We start from the raw sequence: 26,202 nt of genomic DNA on the forward strand, positions 1-26,202 counted from the left end.
CTGCAGGGGCGTGGTGTTGGCGGCCTCGGCGAAGGCATACTGCGCCGCACCGCCGTTCATCAGCTGCACGAACTGGCTGTGGAACGCGGCGGCCTGGGCGCTCAGCGCCTGATAGACCTGGGAGTGCGCATCGAACAGTGCGGCAATGCTGGCCGACACCTCGTCGGCGCCGGGGGCCAGCACGCTCGAGGTGGGCCCCAGCGCGGCGGTGTTGGCGGAGGTGATCGTCGACCCGATCCGGGCCAGATCCCCCGCGGCCGCCGCCACGAATTCGGGAGTCGCTTGAACGTATGACATCGGCACCTCACCCGCCCGAAAGTCAGGGGAATTATGAGCAAATCCTAAACCAGCCGGCCGCCTCGCCGCATGACTTCTCCCGCGTTGGCCGGGCCCGACATCGCCGGAGATGCACAAAGCCCGGATCGCCGAGTCGGCGATCCGGGCTTTGCGGTTGGTTCGAACTACTTGATGATCTTGACGACCCGGCCGGCGCCGACGGTGCGGCCACCCTCACGGATCGCGAACCGCAGACCGTCGTCCATGGCGACGGGCTGGATCAGCTTCACCGAGATGTTGGTGTTGTCACCGGGCATCACCATTTCGGTGCCCTCCGGCAGCGTCACCACACCGGTCACGTCGGTGGTGCGGAAGTAGAACTGCGGACGGTAGTTGTTGAAGAACGGCGTGTGCCGGCCGCCCTCGTCCTTGGACAGGATGTAGACCTGGCCCTCGAACTCGGTGTGCGGGGTGGTGGTGCCGGGCTTGGTCACGACCTGACCGCGCTCGACGTCCTCACGCTTGATACCGCGCAGCAAGAGCCCGACGTTGTCGCCGGCCTGCCCCTGGTCGAGCAGCTTGCGGAACATCTCCACGCCGGTGACGGTGGTCTTGGTGCTGGTCGGCTTGATGCCGACGATCTCGACCTCTTCGTTGACGTTGATGATGCCGCGCTCGACACGACCGGTGACCACGGTGCCACGACCGGTGATGGTGAAGACGTCCTCGACGGGCATCAGGAACGGCTTCTCCGTCTCGCGGACCGGGTCCGGGATGGACTCGTCGACGGCCTCCATCAGCTGCTCGACCGACTCGACCCACTTGGCGTCGCCCTCGAGCGCCTTGAGCGCCGAGACCCGCACGACCGGGGCGTCCTCGTCGAACTCCTGGGCGGCCAGCAGTTCGCGGACCTCCATCTCGACGAGCTCGAGCAGCTCCTCGTCGTCGACCATGTCGGCCTTGTTCAGCGCGACCAGGATGTAGGGCACGCCGACCTGACGCGCGAGCAGCACGTGCTCACGGGTCTGCGGCATCGGGCCGTCGGTGGCGGCGACAACCAGGATCGCGCCGTCCATCTGGGCCGCACCGGTGATCATGTTCTTGATGTAGTCGGCGTGACCCGGGGCGTCGACGTGGGCGTAGTGACGCTTCTCGGTCTGGTACTCCACGTGAGAGATGTTGATCGTGATACCGCGCTGACGCTCTTCGGGCGCGTTGTCGATCTGGTCGAATGCGCGCGACTCGTTCAGGTTGGGGTACTTGTCATGCAGAACCTTGGTGATAGCCGCGGTCAGCGTGGTCTTGCCGTGGTCAACGTGACCAATGGTCCCGATGTTGACGTGCGGCTTCGTCCGCTCGAACTTCGCCTTCGCCACTTCTGTGTCCTCCTGGACTAGTTGGTGCTTGTTAAAGCAGTGTTGGTGTTTTCAGTTGTGCCGCGCCCAAGGCATTCCAATGACCCGGCAAGATTACTCCGAGGGTTTTCTACTGACCCGTCGCCTTCGCGATGATCTCCTTCGACACGTTCGCCGGCACTTCGGCGTAGGAGTCGAAGACCATGGAGTAGTTCGCCCGGCCTTGGGTCTTGGACCGCAGGTCGCCGACGTAGCCGAACATCTCCGACAACGGCACATGCGCCTTGACCACGCGCGCGCCGCTCCGCTCCTCCATGGCCTGGATCTGGCCACGGCGGGAGTTCAAGTCGCCGATCACGTCGCCCATGTAGTCCTCGGGCGTGGTGACCTCGACGGCCATGATCGGTTCCAGGATGACCGGCTGCGCTTGCGCCGCAGCCTTTTTCAGCACCTGGGAACCGGCGATCTTGAAGGCCATTTCCGAGGAGTCGACCTCATGGAACGCCCCGTCGAGCAGGGTGACCTTGAGGTTCACCAGCGGGTAGCCGGCCAGCACGCCGTACTGCATGGCGTCCTGCGCACCGGCGTCCACCGACGGGATGTACTCCCGGGGGATGCGCCCACCGGTGACCTTGTTCTCGAACTCGTAGGTCGCACCGTCCTCGCCGGTAAACGGCTCGAGGTTGATGATCACCTTCGCGAACTGACCCGAGCCACCCGTCTGCTTCTTGTGGGTGAACTCGACGTTCTGCGCGGCCCGCTTGATGGTCTCCTTGTAGGCCACCTGCGGCTTGCCGACGTTGGCCTCGACCTTGAACTCGCGCCGCATCCGGTCCACCAGGATGTCCAGGTGCAGTTCGCCCATGCCGCCGATGACGGTCTGGCCGGTCTCCTGATCCAGGTGCACCTTGAAGGTCGGGTCTTCCTCGGCGAGCTTCTGGATCGACAGCGACAGCTTCTCCTGGTCGCTCTTCGTCTTGGGCTCGATGGCCACCTCGATGACCGGGTCGGGGAAGGTCATCGACTCCAGCACGATCTGCTGGTTCGGGTCGCTCAGCGTGTCACCGGTCGTGGTGTCCTTGAGTCCGATCACCGCGTAGATGTGACCGGCCGAGGCGGTCTCCACGGGGTTCTCCTTGTTGGAGTGCATCTGGAACAGCTTGCCCAGCCGCTCCTTCTTGCCCTTGGTGGAGTTGATGACCTGGCTGCCCGAGTCGACCTTGCCCGAGTAGACCCGGACGTAGGTCAGCTTGCCGAAGAACGGGTGCGTGGCCACCTTGAACGCGAGCGCCGAGAACGGCTCGTCCGTCGACGGCTTGCGGGTGATCAGCTCCTCTTCCTTGCCGGGGACGTGGCCCTCGGCGGGCGGGACGTCCAGCGGCGACGGCAGGTAGTCGATGACGGCGTCCAGCATGGGCTGAACGCCCTTGTTCTTGAACGCGCTGCCGCACAGCACCGGGTAGGCCTCCGAGCTGATGGTCAGCTTGCGAATCGCGCCCTTGATCTCCTCGATCGTGAGCTCTTCACCGCCGAGGTACTTGTCCAGCAGCGCCTCGTCCGTCTCGGCGACGGCCTCGAGCAGCTTGGTGCGGTACTCCTCGGCTTTCTCGGCCAGGTCGGCAGGGATGTCGACGACGTCGTACTTCTCGCCGAGCTTGGCCTCGGCGCTCCACACCTTGGCCTTCATCTCGACCAGGTCGACGACGCCCTCGAAGTCGCCCTCGGAGCCGACGGGGATCTGGATCGGGATGACGTTGGCGCCCAGCCGCTCCTCCATGGTGCGCACGGAGAAGTAGAAGTCGGCCCCGATCTTGTCCATCTTGTTGACGAAGCAGATGCGCGGGACGTCGTACTTGTCGGCCTGCCGCCACACCTGCTCGGACTGCGGCTCGACGCCCTCCTTGCCGTCGAAGACGGCCACGGCACCGTCGAGCACGCGCAGGCTGCGCTCCACCTCGACGGTGAAGTCGACGTGGCCGGGGGTGTCGATGATGTTGATCTGGTTGTCGTTCCAGAAGCAGGTGGTGGCCGCGGAGGTGATGGTGATGCCCCGCTCCTGCTCCTGCTCCATCCAGTCCATGGTGGCGGCGCCGTCGTGCACCTCACCGATCTTGTAGCTGATACCGGTGTAGTAGAGGATGCGCTCGGTCGTCGTCGTCTTGCCGGCGTCGATGTGCGCCATGATGCCGATGTTGCGGACCTTGGTGAGGTCGGTCAGCACGTCCTTCTGTGCCACAGAAGTCTTCCCACTCTTTCGATTGCTTGGTTAGTTCGCTGTCGGTTTGCGCCCGGCCGCTCTGCCGTTGGACGCCGCCCCCTACCAGCGATAGTGCGCGAAGGCGCGGTTGGCCTCGGCCATCTTGTGGGTGTCCTCGCGCCGCTTGACGGCGGCGCCGAGGCCATTGCTGGCATCCAGGATCTCGTTGGCCAGCCGCTCCACCATGGTCTTCTCGCGGCGTTGCTTGGAGAAGCTGACCAGCCAGCGCAGTGCCAGCGTCACCGAGCGGTCCGGACGAACCTCGACCGGGACCTGGTAGGTAGCGCCACCGACGCGACGGCTGCGCACCTCGAGGGAGGGCTTGACGTTGTCCATCGCCCGCTTGAGCGTGATCACCGGGTCGGTGCCAGTCTTGTCGCGGGCCTGTTCGAGCGCACCATAAACAATGCGCTCGGCCAGCGATTTCTTCCCGTCCAACAGAACTTTGTTCACCAGCTGCGTCACCAGCTGCGACCCGTAGACCGGGTCATTGACCAACGGACGCTTCGGCGCGGGCCCCTTGCGCGGCATCAGCTCTTCTCCTTCTTGGCGCCGTAACGGCTACGAGCCTGCTTGCGGTTCTTGACACCCTGGGTGTCCAGCGAGCCGCGGATGATCTTGTACCGGACACCGGGAAGGTCCTTCACACGACCACCACGCACCAGCACCATCGAGTGCTCCTGCAGGTTGTGGCCTTCGCCGGGGATGTAGGCCGTGACCTCAACCTGGCTGGTCAGCTTCACGCGGGCGACCTTCCGAAGCGCCGAGTTCGGCTTCTTCGGGGTGGTGGTGTACACGCGGGTGCATACGCCACGGCGCTGCGGGCTGCCCTTCAGGGCCGCGGTCTTGACCTTGGCGACCTTGTCGCGGCGACCCTTGCGGACCAGCTGCTGAATGGTTGGCATCTAGGAGGCTTTCTGTGTTCGTGTTCGGCATACTTCTAGCGTTTTCAAGCCTGTGTACTGCAGTTATGACCGTCCGCGTCACCCCGCGTCCGGGTGTGTCGCATGCGCTGCGCACCGGACGAGGTCCGATGCTTCGTGGACACGCGAATTCGCCCGGCATCCACTTCCTTACGGTTAGGCGCCGTAAGCCGCCAGGCACGAGGGACCACAATACCCGCCGCCGGTCTCGCAGGTCAAAGCGACGGCGGGCGCATCCGGCTAGTAGCGGGCGCCATCGGCGGCGGTGCGCCTTTCCAGACCGGCCGCCAGCCGCAGGACCATGTCGGAGAACAACGCGTCGGTGTCGATGTCGTCCATCACACCGGTCATCTCCAGCAATACGAACCCGTGCAGGGCGGACCAGAACTCCAGCGCCGCATAAAAGGCCGCCTCGCCGTCCAAACCGTAGGACGAGAGCACGGCGATCACTGGAGCGGCGGCCCCGCGGGTCGCGGCGGTGTACTCGGGATCGTCACCGCCCAGCGGCATCCGGGTGAAGGCCGAGTAGCGGCCCGGATGGTGGTGGGCGTAGCTGCGGTAGGCACCCGCCATCACCAACACCGCGTCGTCGCGGGCGCGGCCCTCGCCGACGCGGTTGAGCATCGTGATGATGTCGTCGATCACGCGGATCCGCACCGCGCGGCGCAGGTCCTCCAGGCTGTCGACGTGGTTGTACAGCGACGGACCCTTGGTGCCGAGCTGCATCGCCAGCGCGTTGATGGTCAGGGCGTCCCAGCCCTCGCGGTCCAGGAACGTCAGCGCGCCGTCGATGATCCCGTCGCGGCTGAGCTTGGCCGGACGGGAGGCGGGCCGGCCCGCGCGTTGGCGCCCGGCCGCCGAGGGCGGATCCGGTGGAGCTGCCATGGCGGTCGCCCTTCGATTGCATGTTCGGGATGCGGTTAACTAATGACTCTAGTTGACGCCCGTTCGTACATTCATCTCCCCGGAGGCGATGCGGGGGCCCGGCAAGGGAAAAATAAACTCTGCCACCCGGCAGGCAAATGCACGTAATGTCATGCTTGCTCGTTTCGAGCAGCCGACCCGTCGGAAAAAGGGGGCCCGCAGTGAAGTGGACGACTGTCGCCGGGTCACTGGCCACCTGTGTCATCGCCGTCGTTGCCGGCGCCGCCGCCCCGCCGGGCGTCGCGCAGGCCAAGAACGGTGACACCCACGTGGTCGGGGAAGACATCGAGCAGACGGTCGACTGCAACGACGCCACGCTGATGGTCAACGGCACCGGCATCACGGTCACCGCGCTGGGCAACTGCTACGCCGTGACGGTGATGGGTTCGTCGAACACCGTCATCGCCGACTCGGTTTCGCATGACATCACCGTGTACGGCTACAACCAGACGGTGTTCTACAAGAACGGCCAGCCCGCCCTGTGGGACCGCGGCCGCGAACTGGGCATGACCAACCGGCTGCAGCAGGTGCCGGGCTGAGCGGCGCCCACCACACCATCATCGCCAATCGAGGGGAATCGAGGACACATGCCCGCCTACATGCGTGACCGTTCGCAGCGCTTGGCCGTGCTCGCCGTGACGCCGGCCGCCGCGGCCATGGTGCTGTCCGGCTGCAGTTCGACGGCCAACCCGCCGGCGGGATCGTCGACGACCACCACGAAGAGCAGCGCGACGACGAGTGCCAGCGCCGCGCCGACGACGGGAACCAGCGGGGCCAGCACCACCGCGTCCATCGAGATCGGCAACACCATCAATTACGGATCGATGGGCACCACCACCACCCTGGACTGCGCCAGCGGCAAGTCGCTGAACGTCGGCGGCTCGGACAACACCCTGACCATCACGGGCACCTGCGAGACGGCCACCGTCACCGGCACCAACAACAAGATCACGTTCGACAAGGTCAACACCCGCATCACCGTGCTGGGCATGAACAACACCATCACCTACAAAGACGGTGACCCCAAGGTCGACAAGATCGGCCAGAGCAACACGATCAACAAGGGCAGCTGAGGCGTCAGCCGGCCGGCGCCCCGTGCCGGCCGGCGCCCGCCGCGAAGCGCCCGGCCCCTTCGTTCGCCTCCGCGGCCACCCGGGAGATGCTGGCGAATTCGAAGTCGAGCGCATCGGATTCCGTTGTGCCCCACTGATGTAGCGCCGAGAGCCGGTCGGAGCGCAGGCACTGCTGCGGCAGCGCCGCCAGTTGAGCCGCCAATTCCTCGGCCGCCTGGCGCGATTGACCCTTGGGGACAACGCGATTCGCCAACCCGATGGCCTGGGCTTCGCCGGCCGCCACCGCCCGGCCAGTGAGGATCATGTCCATCGCCCGGCTGTGGCCGATCAGGCGCGGCAGCCGCACGGTGCCGCCGTCGATCAGCGGTACCCCCCAGCGCCGGCAGAACACGCCGAACACGGCATCCTCCTCGACCACCCGCAGGTCACACCAGATGGCCAGTTCCAGACCCCCGGCGACGGCGTAGCCGCTCACCGCGGCGAGGACGGGTTTGGACAGCACCATCCGCGTCGGGCCCATGGGGCCGGGGCCGGTGCGGTGCACGGCGTTGGCATCGGGCGTGCCGAAGGCCTTCAAATCGGCTCCCGCACAGAAGGTTCCACCCTCGCCCCACAGCACGGCCACCGATGCGGTGTCGTCGCGGTCGAACTCCTCGAAGGCGGCATGCAGCGCGGCGGCCGTCGGGCCGTTGACCGCGTTGCGCGCGCCGGGGCGGTTGATGATCACCGTGGTCACCGGGCCGTTGCGCTCGACCCGCACCGGATCTGTCATGTCGCCTCCGCAAATAGTGGTTCGCGCCGCTCGAGCAGCTCCGCGGCGAAGTCGTGGTAGGCCGTCCGCAGCCGGGCGCCCGGCCAGTCGGCCGGCAGTAGCTCGTCGGGCAGCACCGGGTCGGTGAGCAGGTGGCGCACCGTGGCGGCGGCGACCACAAAGCGGCCGGGAATGTCTGGCGCCGCGGCCATTTCGTCGAGCAACCGGTGCCCGGTCTGCGTCCAGGCGGGCAGGTCCCACAGCTGCCCGGCCAGCTCGGCGGGGTCGTCGTCGCGCGCCCGCAGCACCCGCGCCTGCGCCGCGACCTCGGGGCCGGGCCCCGCGTCGATGTTGTCGGGGCGCATCCACACCCCCTCGCGAAGCTCACCGAAGCGCTTGTCGTGCAAGGTGGTTCGCAGAGCCGCGCGGGTCCGGGCGTCCTTGCCCACGCTGGTGACGATGAGCGTGATCCACTCCCCGGTCCAGGGTTGCACCCGCGGGTCGATGGCATCGTCCTGGCGCCGCTGGCGGGCCAACAAGCGATCCGAGAGCCGATAGCCGTCGGCGGAGCGGATCAGGTCGCCTGCGCCGACCATCCGGGTCAGCGCCACCCGCAGCGTCGACTCCTTGATGCCGAAATCGGAAGTGAGCCTGACCAATTCGTTGGCCCGGGCGTGGGCGGGGTGAGCGCCGAGCAGCACGCTGAGCACCACCGACCGCGCTGTCATGTCCGGCATGGCTACACTCCGGACGCGCGGCGGCCGTGGTCGCCGAACGGTTCGTCGCGGTGCCGCACCGCCTCGCGGAACCCGTGCTCGACCGCATCGGCGACGAAGGCGTGGCCCTCGGGCGTGTGCCTGGCGACGCCGTCGAACACCGTGCTGACCATCCTGCTGGTCGCCACGCCCTGTTGCAGCAGCGCGGAATTCAGCGCAAGCTTGACCATGATCAGCTGGTTGACCGGCACCGCGGCGATCCGCTCGACCAGCCGTTCGGTGCGCTCGTCGAGGTCGGCCGGATCCGGCGCCTCAACCGCCCAGCCCCACTCGGCGGCCTGCGCGCCGGTGATGCAATCACCGGTGAACAACAGCCTTTTCGCGCGGGCGTCGCCGAGCCGGTGCGCCCACAAGCCGGCCGCCGGTACGCCCCACACCCGGGTCGGCGGGTAGCCGATCTTGGCGTCGGCGGCGGCGATCACCTGGTCGGCGTGCAGCGCGATGTCGGTGCCGCCGGCCACGCAGTAGCCGTGGATCTTGACCACCGTCGGCTTGTCGGCGTGCATCAGGCTCGAGAAGCCCCGCACGAAGCGGCTCATCATCTGGTAGTCGATCATCGGGTCCCACGGCTGATCCGCCAAATGGTTGACCGCCTGGGTCTTTCCGTCCAAAACGGTGCCCTGGTACGCGCCGGTGCCGCCGGCCGAGCCGGTGCGATCGGCGTAGGCGCTCAGGTCGAAGCCCGCGCAGAAGCCCTCGCCGCGGCCGGACACCAGGATGACGTGGACGTTAGGGTCGAGATCGGCACGCTCCACCAAGGCCGAGAGCTCCAGCGGGGTGTCGGCGACGATCGCGTTGCCCTTGTCCGGCCGGTTGAACGTGATGCGGGCAACCCGATCGGTGACCTCGTAGGTCATCGTTTTGAGGTTGTCGAAGTCGACCGGTCTGATCGCGTGAGTCATGTTGTGGCTCAGCCCTTGACCAGCGCCCGCTCCAGGATCGGTGCGAGGTCGAGCCCGTCGGGCATGGTGCCGAACGCGCCACCCCACTGTCGGTCGAGCCGGGTCGTCAGGAAGGCCTCGGCGACGGCGGGGTGGCCGTGGCGCACCAGCAGCGAGCCCTGCAGCGCCAGGCAGATGTCTTCGGCGACCTTGCGGCCGCGGTAGGCGATGGTCTGAAGGTCGGCCAGCTGGTCGCGCAGCCGCGCGACGTGGGCGGCCAGGCGCGGGTCTTGGCCCGCGCCGTCGGCGAGCTCGTCGAACAGCACCTCGACGCATTCGGGACGAGTGGCCATGGCGCGCAACGTGTCCAGCGCGCTGACGTTGCCCGAGCCCTCCCAGATGCCCATCAGCGGGGCCTCCCGGTACAGCCGCGGCATGCCGGAGTCCTCGACATAGCCGTTGCCGCCCAGGCATTCCAGCGCCTCGGCGGCGTGCGGGGTGGAGCGCTTGCACACCCAGTACTTGCTGGCCGCCAGGCCGATCCGGCGCAGCAGCGCCTCGCGCTGGTCGCCGCGCACGGCCTTGTCGGTTGCCCCGGCCATCCGCATCGCGACCATGGTCGCCGCCTCCGCCTCGACGGCCAGGTCGGCCAGCACGTTACGCATCAGCGGTTGGTCAATCAGGTAGGCGCCGAACGCCTTTCGGTGCTGGGCGTGGTAGATCGCGCGGGTCAGACCGGTGCGCATGCTGGTGGCGCTGCCCAGGGTGCAGTCCAGCCGGGTCAGGTTGACCATCTCGATGATGGTGGGCACGCCGCGCCCTTCCTCCCCCACCAGCCACGCGATGGCGCCGTCGTATTCGACCTCGCTGGACGCGTTGGCGTGGTTGCCGAGCTTGTCCTTGAGCCGCTGCAGGAACATCCGGTTGCGGGTGCCGTCGGGCAGTACCCGCGGCAGCAGGAAGCACGACAGGCCGCCGGGTGCCTGCGCGAGCACCAGGAAGATGTCGCACATCGGCGCCGAGGTGAACCACTTGTGACCGGTCAGGCTGTAGGTGCCGGAGGCGTTGGGGCCAATGGGGATGGCCTGGGTGGTGCCGGCGCGCACGTCGGAGCCGCCCTGTTTCTCCGTCATCGACATGCCCGCGGTGATGCCCGGCTTGGTGGTGGCCAGCCGGAGCTCGGGGTCGTATTCGCGACTGGTCAGCAGCGGCTCGTACACCTTGGCCAGCTCGGGGTTGAAGCGCAGCGCGGGAACGACGGCGTACGTCATCGAGATCGGGCAGACGTGGCCCGGCTCGACCGTCCACACCGACGTCTTGGCGGCGCGGACCACGTGCGCGCCCGGCCGCTCGTCGGCCCAGGGCGCGGCGTGCATGCCGTGGGCGATCGCCGCGCGCATCAGTTCGTGGTAGGCGGGGTCGTATTCGACCTCGTCGATGCGGTGGCCGTTGCGGTCGTGGGTGTGCAGGACGGGCCGGTTGCGGTCGGCGAGCTCGCCCCACCGCTGCGCCTGGCGGGTGGCCGACAGCGCGCCGACCTCGTTCACCTCGTCCAGGCCCCACTGGCCGCCCTCGCGGATCAGGGCCTCGATGAGCACCGCGGAGCTGGCGGGATTGTGGTTCTCCAGGGGCGGGACCTGGTTGGTGACGACATGCGTATCGGGCATGCCTCCAATGTTACATTTTCCCGACAGCTGCACAAGAGGTGTAACAGCGGGTTAGACCTTGACGTTCTCCCGCAGGAAGGCGATGTCGTCTTTGCGGCCCTCGTCCGCGGTTTCGCAGATCACCGGCGCGCCGGCGGCCTCGACCACCGCGACGAGCAGCTGCGGGTCGATGTGGCCGGTGCCGAAGTTGGCGTGCCGGTCGGCGCCGGACCCGGCCGCGTCCCTCGAGTCGTTGCAGTGCACCAGGTCGATGCGTCCGGTCAGGGCCTTGATCCTGTCGACCGCGTCGATCAGGGCCTCCCCGGCGGCCCAGGCGTGGCAGGTGTCCAGGCAGAAGCCAATTCCCTTGTCGCCGATGTGATCCCACAGCCGGCCGATGGTGTCGAAATAACGGGCCATCGCGTGGTCTCCGCCGGCGGTGTTCTCCAGATACACCTGCACGTCGGATTCCAGGTAGTCCAGCGCTTTGACCCAGCGCTGGAAGCCGGCTTTCATGTCGTCGTCGTCGGCGTGGCCGCCATGCACGATGACCGCCGTCGCGTCGATCTGCGCGGCCGCGTCGCAGGTGTCCTGCAGGATCTTGCGCGACGGGATCCGGATGCGGTTGTTCGCCGACGCGACGTTGATGAGGTACGGCGCATGGACGTACAGGGGCACGGTCGACGCTTTGAGCGCCTCGGCGTCCTCGCGGGGCTTGGGCTTCTTCCAGCTCTGCGGGTTGCCGAGGAAGAACTGCACGACGTCGGCTCCGTCGGCCTGCGCGGCGGCCAGCGGATCGTCGTTGCGGACGTGTGAACCGATGAGCACGGGGGCCAGTCTAGTTGGGGCGGCCGACGCCAGCGCCACGCCAGCGTGACATCGGGTCGCCGCAGCCACGCTGGCGTGACACTCGGCGGGTACGAAAAAGCCCCGGGCCTCTTCTGTGGGGCCCGGGGCTTTTTCGTTTGCGGACTAGCGGTAGTCGCTGTAGCCGTAGTCGTCCAGCGGCACCGCGGCACCGGTGGCCTGGCCGAAGTCCGGGCTGTAGTACTGATCCTCGTAGGACGGGATCGTGTACGCGGCGGCCCGGGCCTCCTCGGTCGGCTGCACCTGGATGTTGCGGTACCGGTTGATACCGGTACCGGCCGGGATCAGCTTTCCGATGATCACGTTCTCCTTCAGACCGTTGAGCTTGTCGCTGCGGCAATTGATCGCCGCATCGGTCAGCACGCGCGTGGTCTCCTGGAACGACGCCGCGGACAGCCACGAGTCGGTGGCGAGGCTCGCCTTCGTGATACCCATCAGCACCGGACGCCCGGCCGCGGGCTCGCCGCCCTCGGCCACCACGCGGCGGTTCTCCGCCTCGAACTCCGCGCGGTCGATCAGCGAGCCGGGCAGGAACTCCGTCGAGCCCGAGTCGATGATGGTGACGCGGCGCAGCATCTGGCGAACGATCACCTCGATGTGCTTGTCGTGGATCGACACACCCTGGGCGCGGTAGACCTCCTGGACCTCACGGACCAGGTGGATCTGCACCTCGCGGGGGCCCTGCACGCGCAGCACCTCGTGCGGGTCGGCCGAGCCTTCCATCAGCTGCTGGCCCACCTCGACGTGGTCGCCGTCGGAGAGCACCCGCTCGGAACCGTCCTCGTGCTTGAACACCCGCAGCCGCTGCCGCTTGGACAGCTTGTCGTACACGACCTCTTCGCTGCCGTCGTCGGGAACGATGGTGATCTTGTAGAAGCGCTCACCGTCCTCGAGACGGACCCGCCCGGTGACGTCGGCGATTGGCGCCTTGCCGCGCGGGATGCGCGCCTCGAACAGCTCCTGCACCCGGGGCAGACCGCCGGTGATGTCCTCGCCGACACCACCCTGGTGGAAGGTACGCATGGTCAGCTGGGTACCGGGCTCACCGATGGACTGCGCCGCGACGATACCGACGGCCTCGCCGATGTCGACCAGCTTGCCGGTGGCCATGGACCGCCCGTAGCAGGTGGCACACACGCCGGTGCCGGTGGTACACGTCAGCACCGAGCGCACCTTGACCGACGTGATACCCGCGGCCAGCAGGGCCTCGATCTCCGGGTCACCCAGGTCCTCGCCACGTGGAACGACGACGTTGCCGGCCTCGTCGACCGCGTCGGCGCCCAACGTCCGTGCGTACGCCGAGGTTTCGATGTACGGGTCACGGATCACGGTGCCGTCGGGCTGGCGCTCGGCCAGCTCGACGAGGATGCCCCGCTCGGTCTCGCAGTCGTGCTCGCGGACGATGACGTCCTGGCTCACGTCCACCAGACGACGGGTCAGGTACCCGGAGTCGGCGGTACGCAACGCGGTGTCCGCCAAGCCCTTTCGAGCGCCGTGGGTGTTGATGAAGTACTCCAGCACGGTCAGGCCCTCACGGAACGAGGACTTGACCGGACGCGGGATGAACTCACCCTTCGGGTTGGTCACCAGACCCTTCATGCCGGCCAACGTTCGCGTCTGGGTGAAGTTACCCGTGGCGCCCGAGTCGACGATCGTGATGATCGGGTTGTCGGCCGGGTAGTGCTCACGCAGCGCCTGACCGACCTCGTCGGTGGCTTCCTTCCAGATCTCCACCAGCGCCTCGTTGCGCTCGTCGTGGTTCAAAGCACCACGCTGGAACTGCTTTTCGACCTTCTCGGCACGCTCCTCGTACTGGTCGAGGATCTCCTTCTTGCGCGGCGGGACGAGCACGTCGGCCATCGACACCGTGACACCGCTGCGGGTCGCCCAGTAGAAACCGGCGTCCTTGAGCTTGTCCACGGTCTGCGCGACCACGATCATCGGGTAGCGCTCGGCCAGATCGTTGATGATCGACGCCTGCACCTTCTTGTGCATCTGCTTGTTCACGAACGGATAGCCCACCGGCAGCAGCTCGTTGAAAAGCACACGGCCCAGGGTGGTCTCGGCCAACCAGGCATCGCCGGGCTGCCAGCCGTTGGCGCCGAACAGCTCGGCCTCGATCTCGGCCGGCGGACGCAACTGGGTCAGCCGCACCTTGATCTTGGCCCGCACCGACAGCACGCCACGGTCCGACGCCATGATCGCCTCGGCCGGCGAGGCGTACACCCCGACCTCGGGCTCATCCTTGGCGGCCGCCTTGAATTCGCCCTTGTCCCCGTCGACTTCGGTGGTCAGGTAGTACAGACCGGTCACCATGTCCAGACGCGGCATGGCCAGCGGTCGGCCGGACGCGGGCGACAGGATGTTGTTACTCGACAGCATCAGGATGCGTGCCTCGGCCTGCGCCTCGGCGGACAGCGGCAGGTGCACCGCCATCTGGTCACCGTCGAAGTCCGCATTGAACGCCTCACACACCAGCGGGTGCAGCTGAATTGCCTTGCCCTCCACCAGCATCGGCTCGAAGGCCTGGATGCCGAGGCGGTGCAGGGTGGGCGCGCGGTTCAGCAGCACCGGGTGCTCGGCGATGACCTCTTCGAGGACATCCCACACCTGGGGACGCTGGCGCTCCACCATGCGCTTGGCGCTCTTGATGTTCTGCGCGTGGTTCAGGTCGACCAGTCGCTTCATCACGAACGGCTTGAACAGCTCGAGCGCCATCAGCTTGGGCAGACCGCACTGGTGCAGCTTGAGCTGCGGGCCGACCACGATGACCGAACGGCCCGAGTAGTCGACGCGCTTACCGAGCAGGTTCTGGCGGAACCGGCCCTGCTTACCCTTGAGCAGATCCGACAGCGACTTCAGCGGGCGGTTACCCGGCCCGGTGACCGGACGGCCGCGGCGGCCGTTGTCGAACAGCGCGTCCACGGACTCCTGCAGCATCCGCTTCTCGTTGTTGACGATGATCTCGGGCGCGCCGAGGTCGATCAGCCTCTTGAGGCGGTTGTTGCGGTTGATCACCCGGCGGTACAGGTCGTTGAGGTCGGAGGTGGCGAACCGGCCACCGTCGAGCTGCACCATCGGGCGCAGTTCCGGCGGGATCACCGGCACCGCGTCGAGCACCATGCCCATCGGGGAGTTACCCGACTGCTGGAACGCGGCGACCACCTTGAGCCGCTTGAGGGCCCGAAGCTTCTTCTGCCCCTTGCCGTTCTTGATGACGTCACGCAGCGACTCGGCCTCGGCGTCGATGTCGAAGTTCTCGATCAGCTTCTGGATCGACTCCGCACCCATGGCGCCGGTGAAGTACTCGCCGAACCGGTCGATCAGCTCGCGGTAGAGGTTCTCGTCGACGATCAGCTGCTTGGGGGCCAGCTTGGTGAAGGTCGTCCAGATCTCCTCGAGCCGGTCCAGCTCGCGCTGGGCGCGGTCGCGCAGCTGACGCATCTCGCGCTCGCCGCCGTCGCGAACCTTGCGGCGCGCATCGGCCTTCGCGCCCTCGGCCTCCAGCTCAGCCAGGTCGGCCTCGAGCTTCTGGGCGCGGGCCTCCAGGTCGGCGTCGCGCTGGTCCTCAATGGCCTTGCGCTCCACCATCATTTCGGCCTCGAGGGTCGAGAGCTCGTTGTGGCGCATCTCCTCGTCGACCGAGGTGATGACGTAGGCGGCGAAGTAGATGATCTTCTCGAGATCCTTGGGCGCCAGGTCGAGCAGGTACCCCAGCCGCGATGGCACGCCCTTGAAGTACCAGATGTGCGTGACGGGAGCGGCCAGCTCGATGTGACCCATCCGCTCGCGACGCACCTTGGCGCGGGTCACCTCGACGCCGCAGCGCTCACAGATGATGCCCTTGAACCGGACCCGCTTGTACTTGCCGCAGTAGCACTCCCAGTCGCGAGTCGGTCCGAAGATCTTCTCGCAGAACAGGCCGTCCTTCTCCGGCTTCAGCGTGCGGTAGTTGATCGTCTCCGGCTTCTTGACCTCGCCGTAAGACCATTGCCTGATGTCCTCCGCGGTGGCCAGGCCGATACGGAGTTCATCGAAGAAGTTGACGTCGAGCACGTAACTCCCTTTCCCCTTGCGGGTTTAGTTACCAATAAGAGGCTGGCTTGGCTGCAACGGGATTGCCGCTAAGCCAGATCCTCAACAGACGCAGATTCGTTGCGGGACAGGTTGATTCCCAGGTTCGCCGCTGCCCGCTCGAGGTCCTCGTCCTCGCCTTCGCGCAACTCGATCGCCGCACCGTCGGAGGAGAGCACCTCGACGTTGAGGCAGAGCGACTGCAGCTCCTTGAGCAACACCTTGAAGGACTCGGGAATACCCGGCTCCGGGATGTTCTCGCCCTTGACGATCGCCTCGTACACCTTGACGCGGCCGACGGTGTCGTCGGACTTGATGGTCAACAGCTCCTGCAGCGTGTACGCCGCGCCGTAGGCCTGCATGGCCCAGCACTCCATCTCACCGAAGCGCTGACCACCGAACTGCGCCTTTCCACCCAGCGGCTGCTGCGTGATCATCGAGTACGGACCGGTGGAGCGGGCGTGGATCTTGTCGTCCACCAGGTGGTGCAGCTTCATGATGTACATGTAGCCAACGGTGACCGGGTACGGGAACGGCTCGCCGCTGCGGCCGTCGAACAGCACCGCCTTGCCGTCGCCGTCGACCATGACCTCGCCGTCGCGGTTGGGCAGCGTGCAGGACAGCATGCCGGCCAGCTCCTCCTCCTTGGCGCCATCGAACACCGGCGTGGACACGATCTGGTCCGGCTGTGCGTGCCGCAGCTCCTCCGGCAGGTTCGCCGCCCAGTCGGGCGTGCCCTCGATGTTCCAGCCGGACTTGGCCACCCACCCGAGGTGGGTCTCCAAGATCTGGCCGATGTTCATCCGTCGCGGCACACCGTGGGTGTTCAGGATGATGTCCACCGGCGTGCCGTCCGGCAGGAACGGCATGTCCTCCTGCGGCAGGATCTTGCCGATGACGCCCTTGTTGCCGTGGCGTCCGGCGAGCTTGTCACCGTCGGAGATCTTGCGCTTCTGGGCCACGTAGACGCGCACCAGCTCGTTGACACCGGCCGGCAGCTCATCGTCGTCCTCGCGGGAGAACACCCGGATGCCGATGACCTTGCCGGACTCGCCGTGCGGCACCTTCAGTGAGGTGTCGCGGACCTCGCGGGCCTTCTCGCCGAAGATCGCGCGCAGCAGCCGCTCCTCCGGGGTCAGCTCGGTCTCACCCTTCGGGGTGACCTTGCCGACCAGGATGTCGCCGTCGCGGACCTCGGCACCGATGCGCACGATTCCGCGCTCGTCCAGGTCGGCCAGCACCTCGTCGGAGACGTTCGGGATGTCCCGGGTGATCTCCTCGGCGCCCAGCTTGGTGTCGCGGGCGTCGATCTCGTGCTCCTCGATGTGGATCGAGGTGAGCACGTCCTCCTCAACCAGGCGGTTGGACAGGATGATCGCGTCCTCGTAGTTGTGCCCTTCCCACGGCATGATCGCCACGAGCAGGTTCTTGCCGAGCGCCATCTCGCCGTTCTCGGTGCACGGACCGTCGGCGATGACCTGACCGGCCTCCACCCGCTCACCGGCGTCGACGATCGGCGACTGGTTGGCGCAGGTGCCGTGGTTGGACCGCTCGAACTTGCGCATCCGGTAGGTGTGCCGGGTGCCGTCGTCGGCCATCACGGTGATGTAGTCGGCGGAGACCTCCTCGATCACCCCGGCCTTGTCGGCCACCACCACGTCGCCGGCGTCGATCGCCGCGCGCAGCTCCATGCCAGTGCCCACCAGCGGCGCCTCGCTGCGCACCAGCGGAACCGCCTGGCGCTGCATGTTGGCACCCATCAGGGCGCGGTTGGCGTCGTCGTGCTCGAGGAACGGGATCATGGCCGTGGCCACCGACACCATCTGGCGCGGCGACACGTCCATGTAGTCCACCTCGGAGGACGGGACGTACTCGACCTCGCCCGCCTTGCGGCGGACCAGGACGCGCGACTCCTCGAACCGGCCCTTGTCGTCGATCGGCGAGTTGGCCTGCGCCACGACGTGGCGGTCCTCCTCATCGGCGGTCAGGTAGTGGATCTCGTCGGAGACCACACCGTCGACCACCTTGCGGTACGGCGTCTCGATGAAGCCGAACGGGTTGACCCGGGCGTACACCGACAGCGAGCCGATCAGACCGATGTTCGGACCCTCCGGGGTCTCGATCGGGCACATGCGGCCGTAGTGCGACGGGTGGACGTCACGGACCTCCAGGCCGGCGCGCTCACGGGACAGACCACCGGGCCCCAGCGCCGAGAGGCGACGCTTGTGGGTCAGCCCCGACAGCGGGTTGTTCTGGTCCATGAACTGCGACAGCTGGCTGGTGCCGAAGAACTCCTTGATCGCGGCGACGACCGGCCGGATGTTGATCAGGGTCTGCGGCGTGATGGCCTCGACGTCCTGGGTGGTCATCCGCTCGCGCACGACGCGCTCCATCCGGGACATGCCGACCCGGATCTGGTTCTGGATCAGCTCGCCGACCGTGCGCAACCGCCGGTTGCCGAAGTGGTCGATGTCGTCGGTCTCCACCGGCACCTCGGTGCCGCCGGGAACAGTCATGACAGCGGCCTGGCCATCCGCACGGGCGTGGTGCAGCCGCACCAGGTACTCGATGGTGGCGACGACGTCTTCCTCGGTCAGCGTCGAGCTGGTGATCGGCTCGCCCACGTTCAGGCCGAGCTTCTTGTTGACCTTGTAACGGCCGACGCGGGCCAGGTCGTAGCGCTTCTCCTTGAAGAACAGGTTCTCCAGCAGGGTCTGCGCGGACTCCTTGGTCGGCGGCTCGCCCGGACGCAGCTTGCGGTAGATGTCCAGCAGCGCCTCGTCGGTGCCGGCGGTGTTGTCCTTCTCCAGCGTCGACATCATGATCTCGGAGAAGCCGAACCGCTCGGTAATCTGCTCGTTGGTCCAGCCGAGCGCCTTGAGCAGCACGGTGACGGGCTGGCGGCGCTTGCGGTCGATGCGCACGCCGACGGTGTCGCGCTTGTCGACGTCGAACTCCAGCCAGGCGCCCCGGCTGGGGATCACCTTGACGCTGTGCAGCAGCTTCTCGGTGGACTTGTCGATGGTCTCGTCGAAGTACACGCCGGGCGAGCGGACCAGCTGGCTGACCACGACACGCTCGGTGCCGTTGATGATGAAGGTGCCCTTCTCGGTCATCATCGGGAAGTCACCCATGAACACCGTCTGGCTCTTGATCTCGCCGGTGTTGTTGTTGATGAACTCGGCCGTGACGAACAGCGGGGCCGCGTACGTCATGTCCTTGTCTTTGCACTCGTCGACCGGCGCCTTGACCTCGTCGAAACGCGGGTCGGAGAACGACAGCGACATCGAGCCGGAAAAGTCCTCGATCGGCGAAAGCTCGTAGAGCACCTCTTCCAGGCCGCCCACCGGAGTGACGTCCCCTCGGGCGGCGGCGGCCTCGCGCCACCGCGGCGCGCCGATCAACCACTCGAAGGAGTCGATCTGCACGTCAAGCAGGCCGGGAACCTCGAGCGGTTCACGGAGCTTGGCGAAGGAAACTCGGTTGGGCGCTCCGGGCACGGAGCCGTTTGAGGAACTTCCGTTAGAGGAACTTTGTGGGCGATCCGTCTTGCTCTGGCGGAAATCTGCCAAGATGCATCCTTCCAGCACCTCGTGCGACTCACGAAGGCCGGGACCACCGGCCAGCTCGCCGCGAATTGTGTCGGTTCGGCCGGCGAACGAACTGTCCGGGTCTCACGCGCAACTAGAACTAAGCCATGTAAGGGGCTCAGGCTTAGACCACAGTGTCAGGTGGCGGGTGAGGTGGGCAGGAGGTAGCCAGCGCAACGTCCAACAATAGCGCAGGACCGCGCATTCCTCAACTGCCCAGCATTAGCAGTCCGGGGACATCGGCGCTGGCTGGCGATCTCGACTTCCCTTGGGCCATTCAGGTACATGCTGCCCAACAGACTGGCCCGTTTAGGGCCTGTCGTCAAGAGGGCGGGCCGGGAGTGTTACGCGGAGTTATCGCGAACCGCCGGATGCCGCTGCCTACTCGCCGACCTCGTGTGCGCGGTACTTATGGGTGCCCTCCATGTCGTCGATGATCGCGGCTTGGGCCTTCTGCGGAAGGGTGTGCAGGATCTCACGCACCCGCGCCTGACGGCGAGCGACGGCCTTGCGCTCCGGCATGCCCGGCGACGCGACGATCTGCGGGGGCACGCCCTCGATCTCCTCGACACCGCCGGCATGCTGGCCGGCGTCCAGTGCGGCCTGCTCCTCGGCCATGGTCGCCTCGTCCTTCTCCTCGGACATGCCGATCGGGCCGATCCGGCGACCGTTGAGGAACTGCCGCACGACGGGCTCGTCGCTGGTCAGCAGCACCTCGCGCGGGCCGAACATGACCAGCTTGCGGCGGAACAGCATGCCCATGTTGTCCGGCACCGTGCGGGCGATGTTGATGTTGTGGGTGACGATCAGCACCGTGGCGTCGATCTGGGCATTGATGTCGAGGATCAACTGGCTCAGGTAGGCGGTACGGACCGGGTCCAGACCGGAGTCGGGCTCGTCGCACAGGATGATCTGCGGGTCCATCACCAGGGCGCGGGCCAGGCTGGCGCGCTTGCGCATACCGCCGGAGATCTCTCCGGGGAACTTCTTCTCGTCGCCGCCGAGACCGACCAGGGTCAGCTTCTCCATGACGATGTCACGGATCTCGCCTTCCTTCTTCTTGGTGTGCTCGCGCAGCGGGAAAGCCGCGTTGTCGAACAGGTTCATCGATCCGAACAGGGCACCGTCCTGGAACATCACGCCGAACAGCGTCCGGATCTCGTAGAGCTCCTTGGCCGTACATTGCAGGATGTCCGTGCCGTCGATGACGACCGAGCCGCGCTCGGGCCGCAACAAACCGATCAGGGACTTCAGGAACACGGATTTGCCGGTACCCGACGGCCCCAGCAGGACGCTGACCTCCCCGGCGGGGATTTCCAACGTCACGTCTTCCCAAATCCTCGAGGAGCCGAAGGACTTCGTGAGTCCATTCACCTCGATAGCGACGCCCATGGGGAATCCTTCCGTCGACACTCGTGCCCGCCACCTGCCCTTTTGTGTGGCATGAGTCACTGTAGCGCACGGCTGCCACACGGCATCAGGGATGCGGAGCACTGCCGGAAAAATTGGCCGTCCTGAGATCACCCGGAAGCCCCGATGGCACAACTTATTTGACGCGCGTGTTAGCCAAACGTTAGCCGGTGGGCGCCCAGTTGCCGTGGAAGCCCATCGGCACCCGCTGCGGCAGGTGCACGGTGGCGACCTGCTCGAGCGTCTGCGCGTCCAGCAAGAGCAGTTGGCCCTCGTCGTGCTCGCGGTGATAGCCGAAGCCGATCAGGATGCCGTCGTCCTCGGCGCGGGGTGTGGGATTGGGCACAAAGGACATCTCGCCGAGCAAAAGGCCGGCATCGAGGCCGGCGGCCGCGCAGGAACCCGTGACGTAGTCGTGTTTGTACAGGGCGGTGGTCATCTCGGACGCCCCGCCGGACAGGTAACCGCCCTCGGTGCCGATGGTGTAGCCGTACCGGTGCCGCCCACCCAACAGCGTCTCGTTGATCCGTGGAAATTCCTGTGGGCGATCGTCGCGGCGCTCGCTGGTCACCGCCCCGGTGGCCAGGTTGACGGTCCAGCGGTCCAGCGTCGGCAGGCTGTCGCCGGGACCGCGCAGGTCGCGGTCGAACATCCGCGAGTAGCGCACCACGTCGAGCACCAGAACCTCTGCGCCAGCGCGCATCTCGGAGTAGGCGTTGAGGGGGTGGTAGACGTAGCAGGGTTCGATGTCGAACCAGCGGATGGCATCCTTGCCCGCACTGCTCCCGCCGCCCTCGCGCGGCATGACGCCGATGCGCGCCTGGTAGCCGGGGTTCCAGCGGTAGGGCATCCGGTTGGTCGGCTGGCGATTGCGGTTGATCGCGGTCGTCACCGGGCTGGGCACCCGCACGCGTCCGATGAGCGACTGCAGCACCAGCCGGGCCGGCAGACTCAGCCAGCGCGGCACGTTCGTCGGCATCACCTGCACGGGGTCGAAGGTCACCGGCAGGTCGTAGATCACCACGTATTTGTCGGTCAGCGAGAAGTCGTGCATCATCGGCGACCCGCCGACCTCGATGTCCACCGTGCACCGGGCCCGGCCGGCGGTGTCGATGACCGAGTACTGCACGGTGTGCCCGCGGGTGAACGAGTAGGAGACCGCGTGCAATTCGCCGGTTCGCGGATCGGCGTGCGGATGGGCGGTGTAGCCGCCGAACAACGTCCCGTCGAAATCGCAGGGGCCCTCGGTGTCCAGCTCGTCGGTCAGGCGGTAGTTCGCCCCGCCCCCTTCGACGAGCGCGAGGGTTTGTCCGGCATGGCTCAGCACGTTGGTGTTGGGCCCGACGGAGAGCATGCCCGCCCGCGGGTTCAGTCCGCTGGGCGCCGGCTCGCCGAGTTCGGCGCAGACGTGGGCGGTGCGCACCCACCGGTTGCGATACCAGCGCGCCTCGCCCCCGCGCAGCGACACCCCGTGCACCATGCCGTCGCCGCTGAACCAGTGGTAGACGGCCGGGTTCACCTCGGCGACGGGGTTGGGCCCGTTGCGCAGGTAGCGCCCGTCGAGGTGGTCGGGGATGCGCCCGGTGACGCGCAGGTCGTGCGCGGTGACCTCGGTGCGCACCGGCGCCAGAAAGTCCTCGAGGTAGGGATTGCCGGGCTTGACGGGTGTCGCGGTCGCCATGGCTGAGCTCCTATAACATTGTTATTTCAGCGTTATTGGCACGGTACGCCGCCGATGAGAAGATGGCAACGATGACTTCAGACGTTCAGCGCAGCGTCCGCGAGGGAATGCTGCACGCGGCGGTCGCCCTGCTCGACGAGGACGGGCCCGACGCCCTGCAGACCCGCAAGGTGGCCGGCGCCGCGGGAACTTCCACGATGGCGGTCTACACCCATTTCGGCGGGATGCGCGGGCTCATCGCCGAGGTGGCCGAGGAGGGCCTGCGGCAGTTCGACGCCGCGCTGACGGTGCCGCGCACCGACGACCCGGTCGCGGACCTGTTCGTGATCGGGGCGGCCTACCGCCGCTATGCCATCGAGCGCCCGCACATGTACCGGCTGATGTTCGGCAGCACCAGCGCGCACGGCATCAACGCACCCGCCCACAACGTCCTGACGCTAACCGTCGCCGAGATCGAGCGGGACTACCCGAGCTTCGCGCACGTGGTGCGCGGAGTGCACCGCTGCATGGTGGCCGGCCGGATCACCGTCGGTGCCGCGACCGACGACGCGACCGTGGTGGCCACCGCGGCCCAGTTCTGGGCGTTGATCCACGGGTTCGTCATGCTGGAGCTGGCCGGCTATTACGGCGCTGACAGCTCGGCCGTCGTCGGAGTGCTGGGCTCGATGACGTCGAACCTGCTTGTCGCCCTTGGTGATTCACCGGAGCGGGTGACGCGGTCGCTGCACACGGCGATGCAGGGGCGCTGAGCGCACGAAACCCCCGGGACGGTGGTCCCGGGGGTTTGGTGCGCAGTGACTTACTTGACGGTGACGGTGGCGCCGGCGGCCTCGAGCTTGGTCTTGGCCTCGTCGGCGGCCTCCTTGGCCACCTTCTCCAGCAGCGGCTTGGGCGCGCCGTCGACCAGGTCCTTGGCCTCCTTGAGGCCCAGGCCGGAGACGATCTCGCGGACCACCTTGATGACGCCGATCTTCTTGTCACCGGCGGCCTCGAGGATGACGTCGAACTCCGACTGCTCCTCGGCGGCCTCGGCGGGCGCGCCACCGGCGGCGCCACCGCCGGCGGCGGCAACGGCGACCGGGGCGGCCGCGGTGACCTCGAAGGTCTCCTCGAACTTCTTCACGAAGTCGGACAGCTCCAGCAGGGTCATTTCCTTGAACGCGTCGAGCAGGTCGTCAGTGGACAGCTTTGCCATGGGTGTGGGTCCTTCCTTGTTTTTCCCAGGTTCCGGGGTGGTTGTTATTCGGCTTCGGCCGGGGTTTCCGGCGCCTCGGCGGGTGCTTCCGAAGCGGGTTCTCCGGTGGACTCCGCGGCGGGTTCCGCGGCAGCGGGCGGAGCCGCCGGAGCTGCTGGCCCTTCTGCGGCCTTCTTCTCCTGCAGGGCGGCCGCCAGGCGGGCGACCTGCGACGCCGGGGCGTTGAACAGCCCGGCCGCCTTGGCGAGGTTGCCCTTCATCGCGCCGGCCAGCTTGGCCAGCAGCACCTCGCGCGACTCGAGGTCGGCGATGCGCTCAACTTCGGCGACCGTCAGCGCACGGCCGTCCATGTAGCCGCCCTTGATGACCAGCGCCTTGTGTTCCTTGGCGAAGGTCTTGATCGCCTTGGCGGCGTCGACCGGTTCCCCGGTGACGAAGGCGATGGCCGTCGGGCCCGCGAAAAGCTCGTCGAGCCCTTCGACCCCGGCCTCCGAGGCCGCCCGCTTGACCAGCGTGTTCTTGGCCACCGAGTAGGTGGCCGCCCCGCCCAGCGAGCGCCGCAGCTCGGCCAGGTTGGCGACGGTCAGACCGCGGTATTCCGTGATCAGGGTCGCGGTCGATTCCTTGAACTGCTCGGCGATGTCTGCAACGGCGGTGGCCTTGTCAGCCCTGGCCATGCCTACCTCCTGAAGTGAAAGTCAATGCGACGTGTCGTCTCGATCCCCCAAGAACGACGAACGCCCCGGCGCAGAAGCGGCCGGGGCGTGAAATAGGCGCCGGCGCGGGCCGGCACTGATGCCTCGTCCTCCTGCGTGGGCCGCCGGGATGCTCCCGGACCTTCAACCGATTGCTCGGTGACCGACGGTCTTCGGTGGATCGGCCAACAGAATAGCGCGACCTGGCGCGGTCAGCCAAAACGGCGGACTCAGGTGACGGCGAGGGCTAGTAGCACGAACGCCGCCAACAGCAGAATCACCCGCACGCGGTGCCGGCGATCCCAGCGGGCGGCGAGCTCGCGCGAGAGCTCACCGGTGCTGGGCCACTTCGCGATGCGGTTGTTGATCGGCACCAGCAGGGTGACCGTCAGCAGCACCACCACGGCCATCAGGCCCGCGGCGATGCCGCAGAGCCAATCGCGTGGGGCGCCGCGCTCCTGGATCGCGAGCGACACCAACAGCAGCAGCACGATGGCGTACCAGAAGGGCATCGTCGTGCCCAGGGCCCGGCCGGCGCCGCCGCGCGCCGCCCGGAAGGCGTCGTCGGGCAGCCGGGCGATGAGCGGGTGGAAGAACACCGCGACCGCCAGCTCCACACCGACCAGCAGCCCGGTGACCACGACCGCGAGGGCGTCGATGCTGTGGTTCATGACAATGACCTTGGCATGAAACCCGCACCGGGTCAGCCGAGGCCCGCGAGCCGGGCGGCGCCGATCAGGCCGGCCGCACCGCCGAGTTCGGCCGGCACCACCCGCAGCCCGGACAAGAAGTCCAGGCCGGCGTATCCGGCGAGCTTCGCGCGCAGCGGGTCGAAGAGCAGCGGCCCGGATCTGGCGACGCCTCCCCCGATCACCACCAGGTCCAGATCGCACACCGCACCGACGGAGGCGATCATCGCGGCAAGCGCGTTGGCTCCGCGCTGAAACGCCCGCTGCGCCAACGGGTCCGATGCCGCGGCGGCGGCCAGGTCGCTCGCGCCGGCGCCGGCCGGCGCGGACCATCCGTTTTCCCGCGCCCAGCGCACCATCCACGGCCCGGACGCGACGGTTTCGACGCAGCCGTGCCCGCCGCAGGTGCAGGGCCGGCCGTCCAGCTCGACCACCACGTGCCCGACGTGACCGGCGTTGCCGGTGCGCCCCGAGTAGGGGACGCCGTCGAGCACCAGGCCGCCGCCCACCCCGGTGGAGACCACCATGCCGAGCAGGAATCGGGCGTCGGGTCCCGCCGTTTTGCCCGCGCCAATCCAGTGCTCCCCCAACGCCATACAGACGCCGTCGCCGGCCAGAACCACCGGCAGCCCGGGCACCGCCGCGGCGACCCTGTCGCGCAACGGGAACCGGTCCCAGCTGCCGATGTTGATGGGGCTGACGGAGCCGCTGCGCAGATCGATGGGCCCGGCCGACGCGATCCCCACCGCCGTGACGCTGGCGTCACTCGCCGCCAGCGCGTCGGCGATCGTCGCTTCGACGACGGCCCAGACGTCGTCGGGGACGGTCGTGACCGGCGTGGGGCGGATGGCGGTGTACACCAGCTTTCCTCCCGAATCTACCAGCCCCGCAGCGATTTTCGTGCCGCCGATGTCCAGCGCGAGGGTGAGCACGGCGCTCAGTGCCGGTGGGTGTTGTCGGGTTGCCGGGGGTCACCGGGATGCTCGTAGCCGGGCGCCAGCTCCACCAGCGCGGCGCGGCGCTCGTCCAGCCACAGCCGGAACGCGCGTCGCCGCGCGGAGCCGCGCAGATGCTCTTCGATCGCCGGGCGCACCTCGTCCAGCGGCGGCGCGGCCAGCGCCGGTGTGCGCCAACCGTGT

Annotated in this window: 22 protein-coding genes and 1 pseudogene; 3 read left to right on the plus strand and 20 right to left on the minus strand. The window is 67.4% G+C overall.

What is annotated here, in order from left to right:
- The 6 genes from DQP58_RS17845 to DQP58_RS17870 all read right to left on the minus strand — a co-directional run.
- On the minus strand, positions 1 to 297 hold a 297-nt coding region (locus DQP58_RS17845; protein WP_240629933.1), incomplete at its 3' end, for a PE family protein.
- A 164-nt stretch (positions 298 to 461) separates the two neighbouring features.
- On the minus strand, positions 462 to 1,652 hold the full coding sequence (gene tuf, locus DQP58_RS17850; RefSeq protein ID WP_044483827.1) for an elongation factor Tu: 1,191 nt from the start codon (positions 1,650 to 1,652) through the stop codon (positions 462 to 464).
- Between the two features lie 109 nt (positions 1,653 to 1,761).
- The gene (gene fusA / locus DQP58_RS17855) at positions 1,762 to 3,867 is read right to left on the minus strand and encodes an elongation factor G (RefSeq protein WP_066869313.1); all 2,106 of its coding nucleotides are present in this window, start codon (positions 3,865 to 3,867) and stop codon (positions 1,762 to 1,764) included.
- An 81-nt stretch (positions 3,868 to 3,948) separates the two neighbouring features.
- The gene (gene rpsG, locus DQP58_RS17860) at positions 3,949 to 4,419 is read right to left on the minus strand and encodes a 30S ribosomal protein S7 (protein ID WP_066869309.1); all 471 of its coding nucleotides are present in this window, start codon (positions 4,417 to 4,419) and stop codon (positions 3,949 to 3,951) included.
- Positions 4,419 to 4,793: a 30S ribosomal protein S12 gene (rpsL, locus tag DQP58_RS17865; protein WP_007767794.1), complete on the minus strand. Its 375-nt coding sequence runs from the start codon at positions 4,791 to 4,793 to the stop codon at positions 4,419 to 4,421. Before rpsL ends, rpsG begins: the two co-directional genes overlap by 1 nt.
- Positions 4,794 to 5,051: 258 nt before the next feature.
- Positions 5,052 to 5,696 (minus strand): TetR/AcrR family transcriptional regulator, encoded by a 645-nt coding sequence (locus DQP58_RS17870; RefSeq protein WP_112709601.1) that lies wholly within the window; start codon positions 5,694 to 5,696, stop codon positions 5,052 to 5,054.
- Positions 5,697 to 5,896: 200 nt separating this feature from the next.
- Between DQP58_RS17870 and DQP58_RS17875 the strand changes: the two genes are divergently transcribed.
- Positions 5,897 to 6,274, plus strand: coding sequence for a DUF3060 domain-containing protein (locus DQP58_RS17875; protein ID WP_112709602.1), 378 nt, complete (start codon positions 5,897 to 5,899; stop codon positions 6,272 to 6,274).
- A 48-nt stretch (positions 6,275 to 6,322) separates the two neighbouring features.
- On the plus strand, positions 6,323 to 6,808 hold the full coding sequence (locus tag DQP58_RS17880; RefSeq protein WP_112709603.1) for a DUF3060 domain-containing protein: 486 nt from the start codon (positions 6,323 to 6,325) through the stop codon (positions 6,806 to 6,808).
- Between the two features lie 4 nt (positions 6,809 to 6,812).
- Here DQP58_RS17880 and DQP58_RS17885 read toward each other — a convergent pair whose 3' ends face one another.
- The 9 genes from DQP58_RS17885 to DQP58_RS17930 form a co-directional block, all read right to left on the minus strand.
- Entirely contained in the window at positions 6,813 to 7,580 is a 768-nt protein-coding gene (locus DQP58_RS17885) for a crotonase/enoyl-CoA hydratase family protein (RefSeq protein ID WP_112709604.1), read from the minus strand.
- Entirely contained in the window at positions 7,577 to 8,296 is a 720-nt protein-coding gene (locus tag DQP58_RS17890) for a PaaX family transcriptional regulator C-terminal domain-containing protein (RefSeq protein ID WP_112709605.1), read from the minus strand. Before DQP58_RS17890 ends, DQP58_RS17885 begins: the two co-directional genes overlap by 4 nt.
- A 2-nt stretch (positions 8,297 to 8,298) precedes the next feature.
- Positions 8,299 to 9,237 (minus strand): crotonase/enoyl-CoA hydratase family protein, encoded by a 939-nt coding sequence (locus tag DQP58_RS17895; RefSeq protein WP_112709606.1) that lies wholly within the window; start codon positions 9,235 to 9,237, stop codon positions 8,299 to 8,301.
- Between the two features lie 8 nt (positions 9,238 to 9,245).
- Positions 9,246 to 10,883: an acyl-CoA dehydrogenase family protein gene (locus DQP58_RS17900; protein WP_112709607.1), complete on the minus strand. Its 1,638-nt coding sequence runs from the start codon at positions 10,881 to 10,883 to the stop codon at positions 9,246 to 9,248.
- Positions 10,884 to 10,934: 51 nt separating this feature from the next.
- Positions 10,935 to 11,690: a deoxyribonuclease IV gene (locus DQP58_RS17905; RefSeq protein ID WP_112709608.1), complete on the minus strand. Its 756-nt coding sequence runs from the start codon at positions 11,688 to 11,690 to the stop codon at positions 10,935 to 10,937.
- A gap of 144 nt (positions 11,691 to 11,834) precedes the next feature.
- Positions 11,835 to 15,785: a DNA-directed RNA polymerase subunit beta' gene (locus tag DQP58_RS17910; RefSeq protein ID WP_112709609.1), complete on the minus strand. Its 3,951-nt coding sequence runs from the start codon at positions 15,783 to 15,785 to the stop codon at positions 11,835 to 11,837.
- A gap of 68 nt (positions 15,786 to 15,853) precedes the next feature.
- Positions 15,854 to 19,375, minus strand: coding sequence for a DNA-directed RNA polymerase subunit beta (locus DQP58_RS17915; protein ID WP_112709610.1), 3,522 nt, complete (start codon positions 19,373 to 19,375; stop codon positions 15,854 to 15,856).
- A 399-nt stretch (positions 19,376 to 19,774) separates the two neighbouring features.
- On the minus strand, positions 19,775 to 20,785 hold the full coding sequence (locus DQP58_RS17925) for an ABC transporter ATP-binding protein (RefSeq protein WP_066869263.1): 1,011 nt from the start codon (positions 20,783 to 20,785) through the stop codon (positions 19,775 to 19,777).
- Between the two features lie 181 nt (positions 20,786 to 20,966).
- Positions 20,967 to 22,484, minus strand: coding sequence for a carotenoid oxygenase family protein (locus DQP58_RS17930; RefSeq protein WP_112709612.1), 1,518 nt, complete (start codon positions 22,482 to 22,484; stop codon positions 20,967 to 20,969).
- A 71-nt stretch (positions 22,485 to 22,555) separates the two neighbouring features.
- Here DQP58_RS17930 and DQP58_RS17935 point away from each other — a divergent pair, with 71 nt between their 5' ends.
- Complete coding sequence (locus DQP58_RS17935; RefSeq protein ID WP_165827909.1) at positions 22,556 to 23,233, plus strand: TetR/AcrR family transcriptional regulator; 678 nt, start codon at positions 22,556 to 22,558, stop codon at positions 23,231 to 23,233.
- 50 nt (positions 23,234 to 23,283) lie between these two features.
- Here the strand turns inward: DQP58_RS17935 and rplL are convergent, their stop codons facing one another.
- The 5 genes and pseudogenes from rplL to DQP58_RS17960 all read right to left on the minus strand — a co-directional run.
- Positions 23,284 to 23,679 (minus strand): 50S ribosomal protein L7/L12, encoded by a 396-nt coding sequence (rplL, locus tag DQP58_RS17940; protein ID WP_066869254.1) that lies wholly within the window; start codon positions 23,677 to 23,679, stop codon positions 23,284 to 23,286.
- A gap of 44 nt (positions 23,680 to 23,723) precedes the next feature.
- A complete protein-coding gene (gene rplJ / locus DQP58_RS17945; protein ID WP_112709613.1) occupies positions 23,724 to 24,356 on the minus strand; it encodes a 50S ribosomal protein L10 in 633 nt (210 codons plus the stop codon).
- Between the two features lie 248 nt (positions 24,357 to 24,604).
- Complete coding sequence (locus DQP58_RS17950) at positions 24,605 to 25,045, minus strand: anthrone oxygenase family protein (RefSeq protein WP_112709614.1); 441 nt, start codon at positions 25,043 to 25,045, stop codon at positions 24,605 to 24,607.
- Between the two features lie 32 nt (positions 25,046 to 25,077).
- A complete protein-coding gene (locus DQP58_RS17955; RefSeq protein ID WP_112709615.1) occupies positions 25,078 to 25,995 on the minus strand; it encodes an ROK family protein in 918 nt (305 codons plus the stop codon).
- 5 nt (positions 25,996 to 26,000) lie between these two features.
- A pseudogene (locus DQP58_RS17960) lies at positions 26,001 to 26,202 on the minus strand (malonyl CoA-ACP transacylase); the annotation flags it as partial.

Source organism: Mycobacterium colombiense (assembly GCF_003284975.1).
GTDB lineage: Bacteria > Actinomycetota > Actinomycetes > Mycobacteriales > Mycobacteriaceae > Mycobacterium > Mycobacterium europaeum_A.

Bases quoted from the DNA above. Each gene is read 5' to 3' on its own strand.
- rpsG (WP_066869309.1), bottom strand. From the start codon at position 4,419: ATGCCGCGCAAGGGGCCCGCGCCGAAGCGTCCGTTGGTCAATGACCCG.
- rpsL (WP_007767794.1), bottom strand. From the start codon at position 4,793: ATGCCAACCATTCAGCAGCTGGTCCGCAAGGGTCGCCGCGACAAGGTC.
- DQP58_RS17870 (WP_112709601.1), bottom strand. From the start codon at position 5,696: ATGGCAGCTCCACCGGATCCGCCCTCGGCGGCCGGGCGCCAACGCGCG.
- DQP58_RS17880 (WP_112709603.1), top strand. From the start codon at position 6,323: ATGCCCGCCTACATGCGTGACCGTTCGCAGCGCTTGGCCGTGCTCGCC.
- DQP58_RS17885 (WP_112709604.1), bottom strand. From the start codon at position 7,580: ATGACAGATCCGGTGCGGGTCGAGCGCAACGGCCCGGTGACCACGGTG.
- DQP58_RS17890 (WP_112709605.1), bottom strand. From the start codon at position 8,296: ATGCCGGACATGACAGCGCGGTCGGTGGTGCTCAGCGTGCTGCTCGGC.
- DQP58_RS17895 (WP_112709606.1), bottom strand. From the start codon at position 9,237: ATGACTCACGCGATCAGACCGGTCGACTTCGACAACCTCAAAACGATG.
- DQP58_RS17900 (WP_112709607.1), bottom strand. From the start codon at position 10,883: ATGCCCGATACGCATGTCGTCACCAACCAGGTCCCGCCCCTGGAGAAC.
- DQP58_RS17925 (WP_066869263.1), bottom strand. From the start codon at position 20,785: ATGGGCGTCGCTATCGAGGTGAATGGACTCACGAAGTCCTTCGGCTCC.
- DQP58_RS17930 (WP_112709612.1), bottom strand. From the start codon at position 22,484: ATGGCGACCGCGACACCCGTCAAGCCCGGCAATCCCTACCTCGAGGAC.
- DQP58_RS17935 (WP_165827909.1), top strand. From the start codon at position 22,556: ATGACTTCAGACGTTCAGCGCAGCGTCCGCGAGGGAATGCTGCACGCG.
- rplL (WP_066869254.1), bottom strand. From the start codon at position 23,679: ATGGCAAAGCTGTCCACTGACGACCTGCTCGACGCGTTCAAGGAAATG.
- rplJ (WP_112709613.1), bottom strand. From the start codon at position 24,356: ATGGCCAGGGCTGACAAGGCCACCGCCGTTGCAGACATCGCCGAGCAG.
- DQP58_RS17950 (WP_112709614.1), bottom strand. From the start codon at position 25,045: ATGAACCACAGCATCGACGCCCTCGCGGTCGTGGTCACCGGGCTGCTG.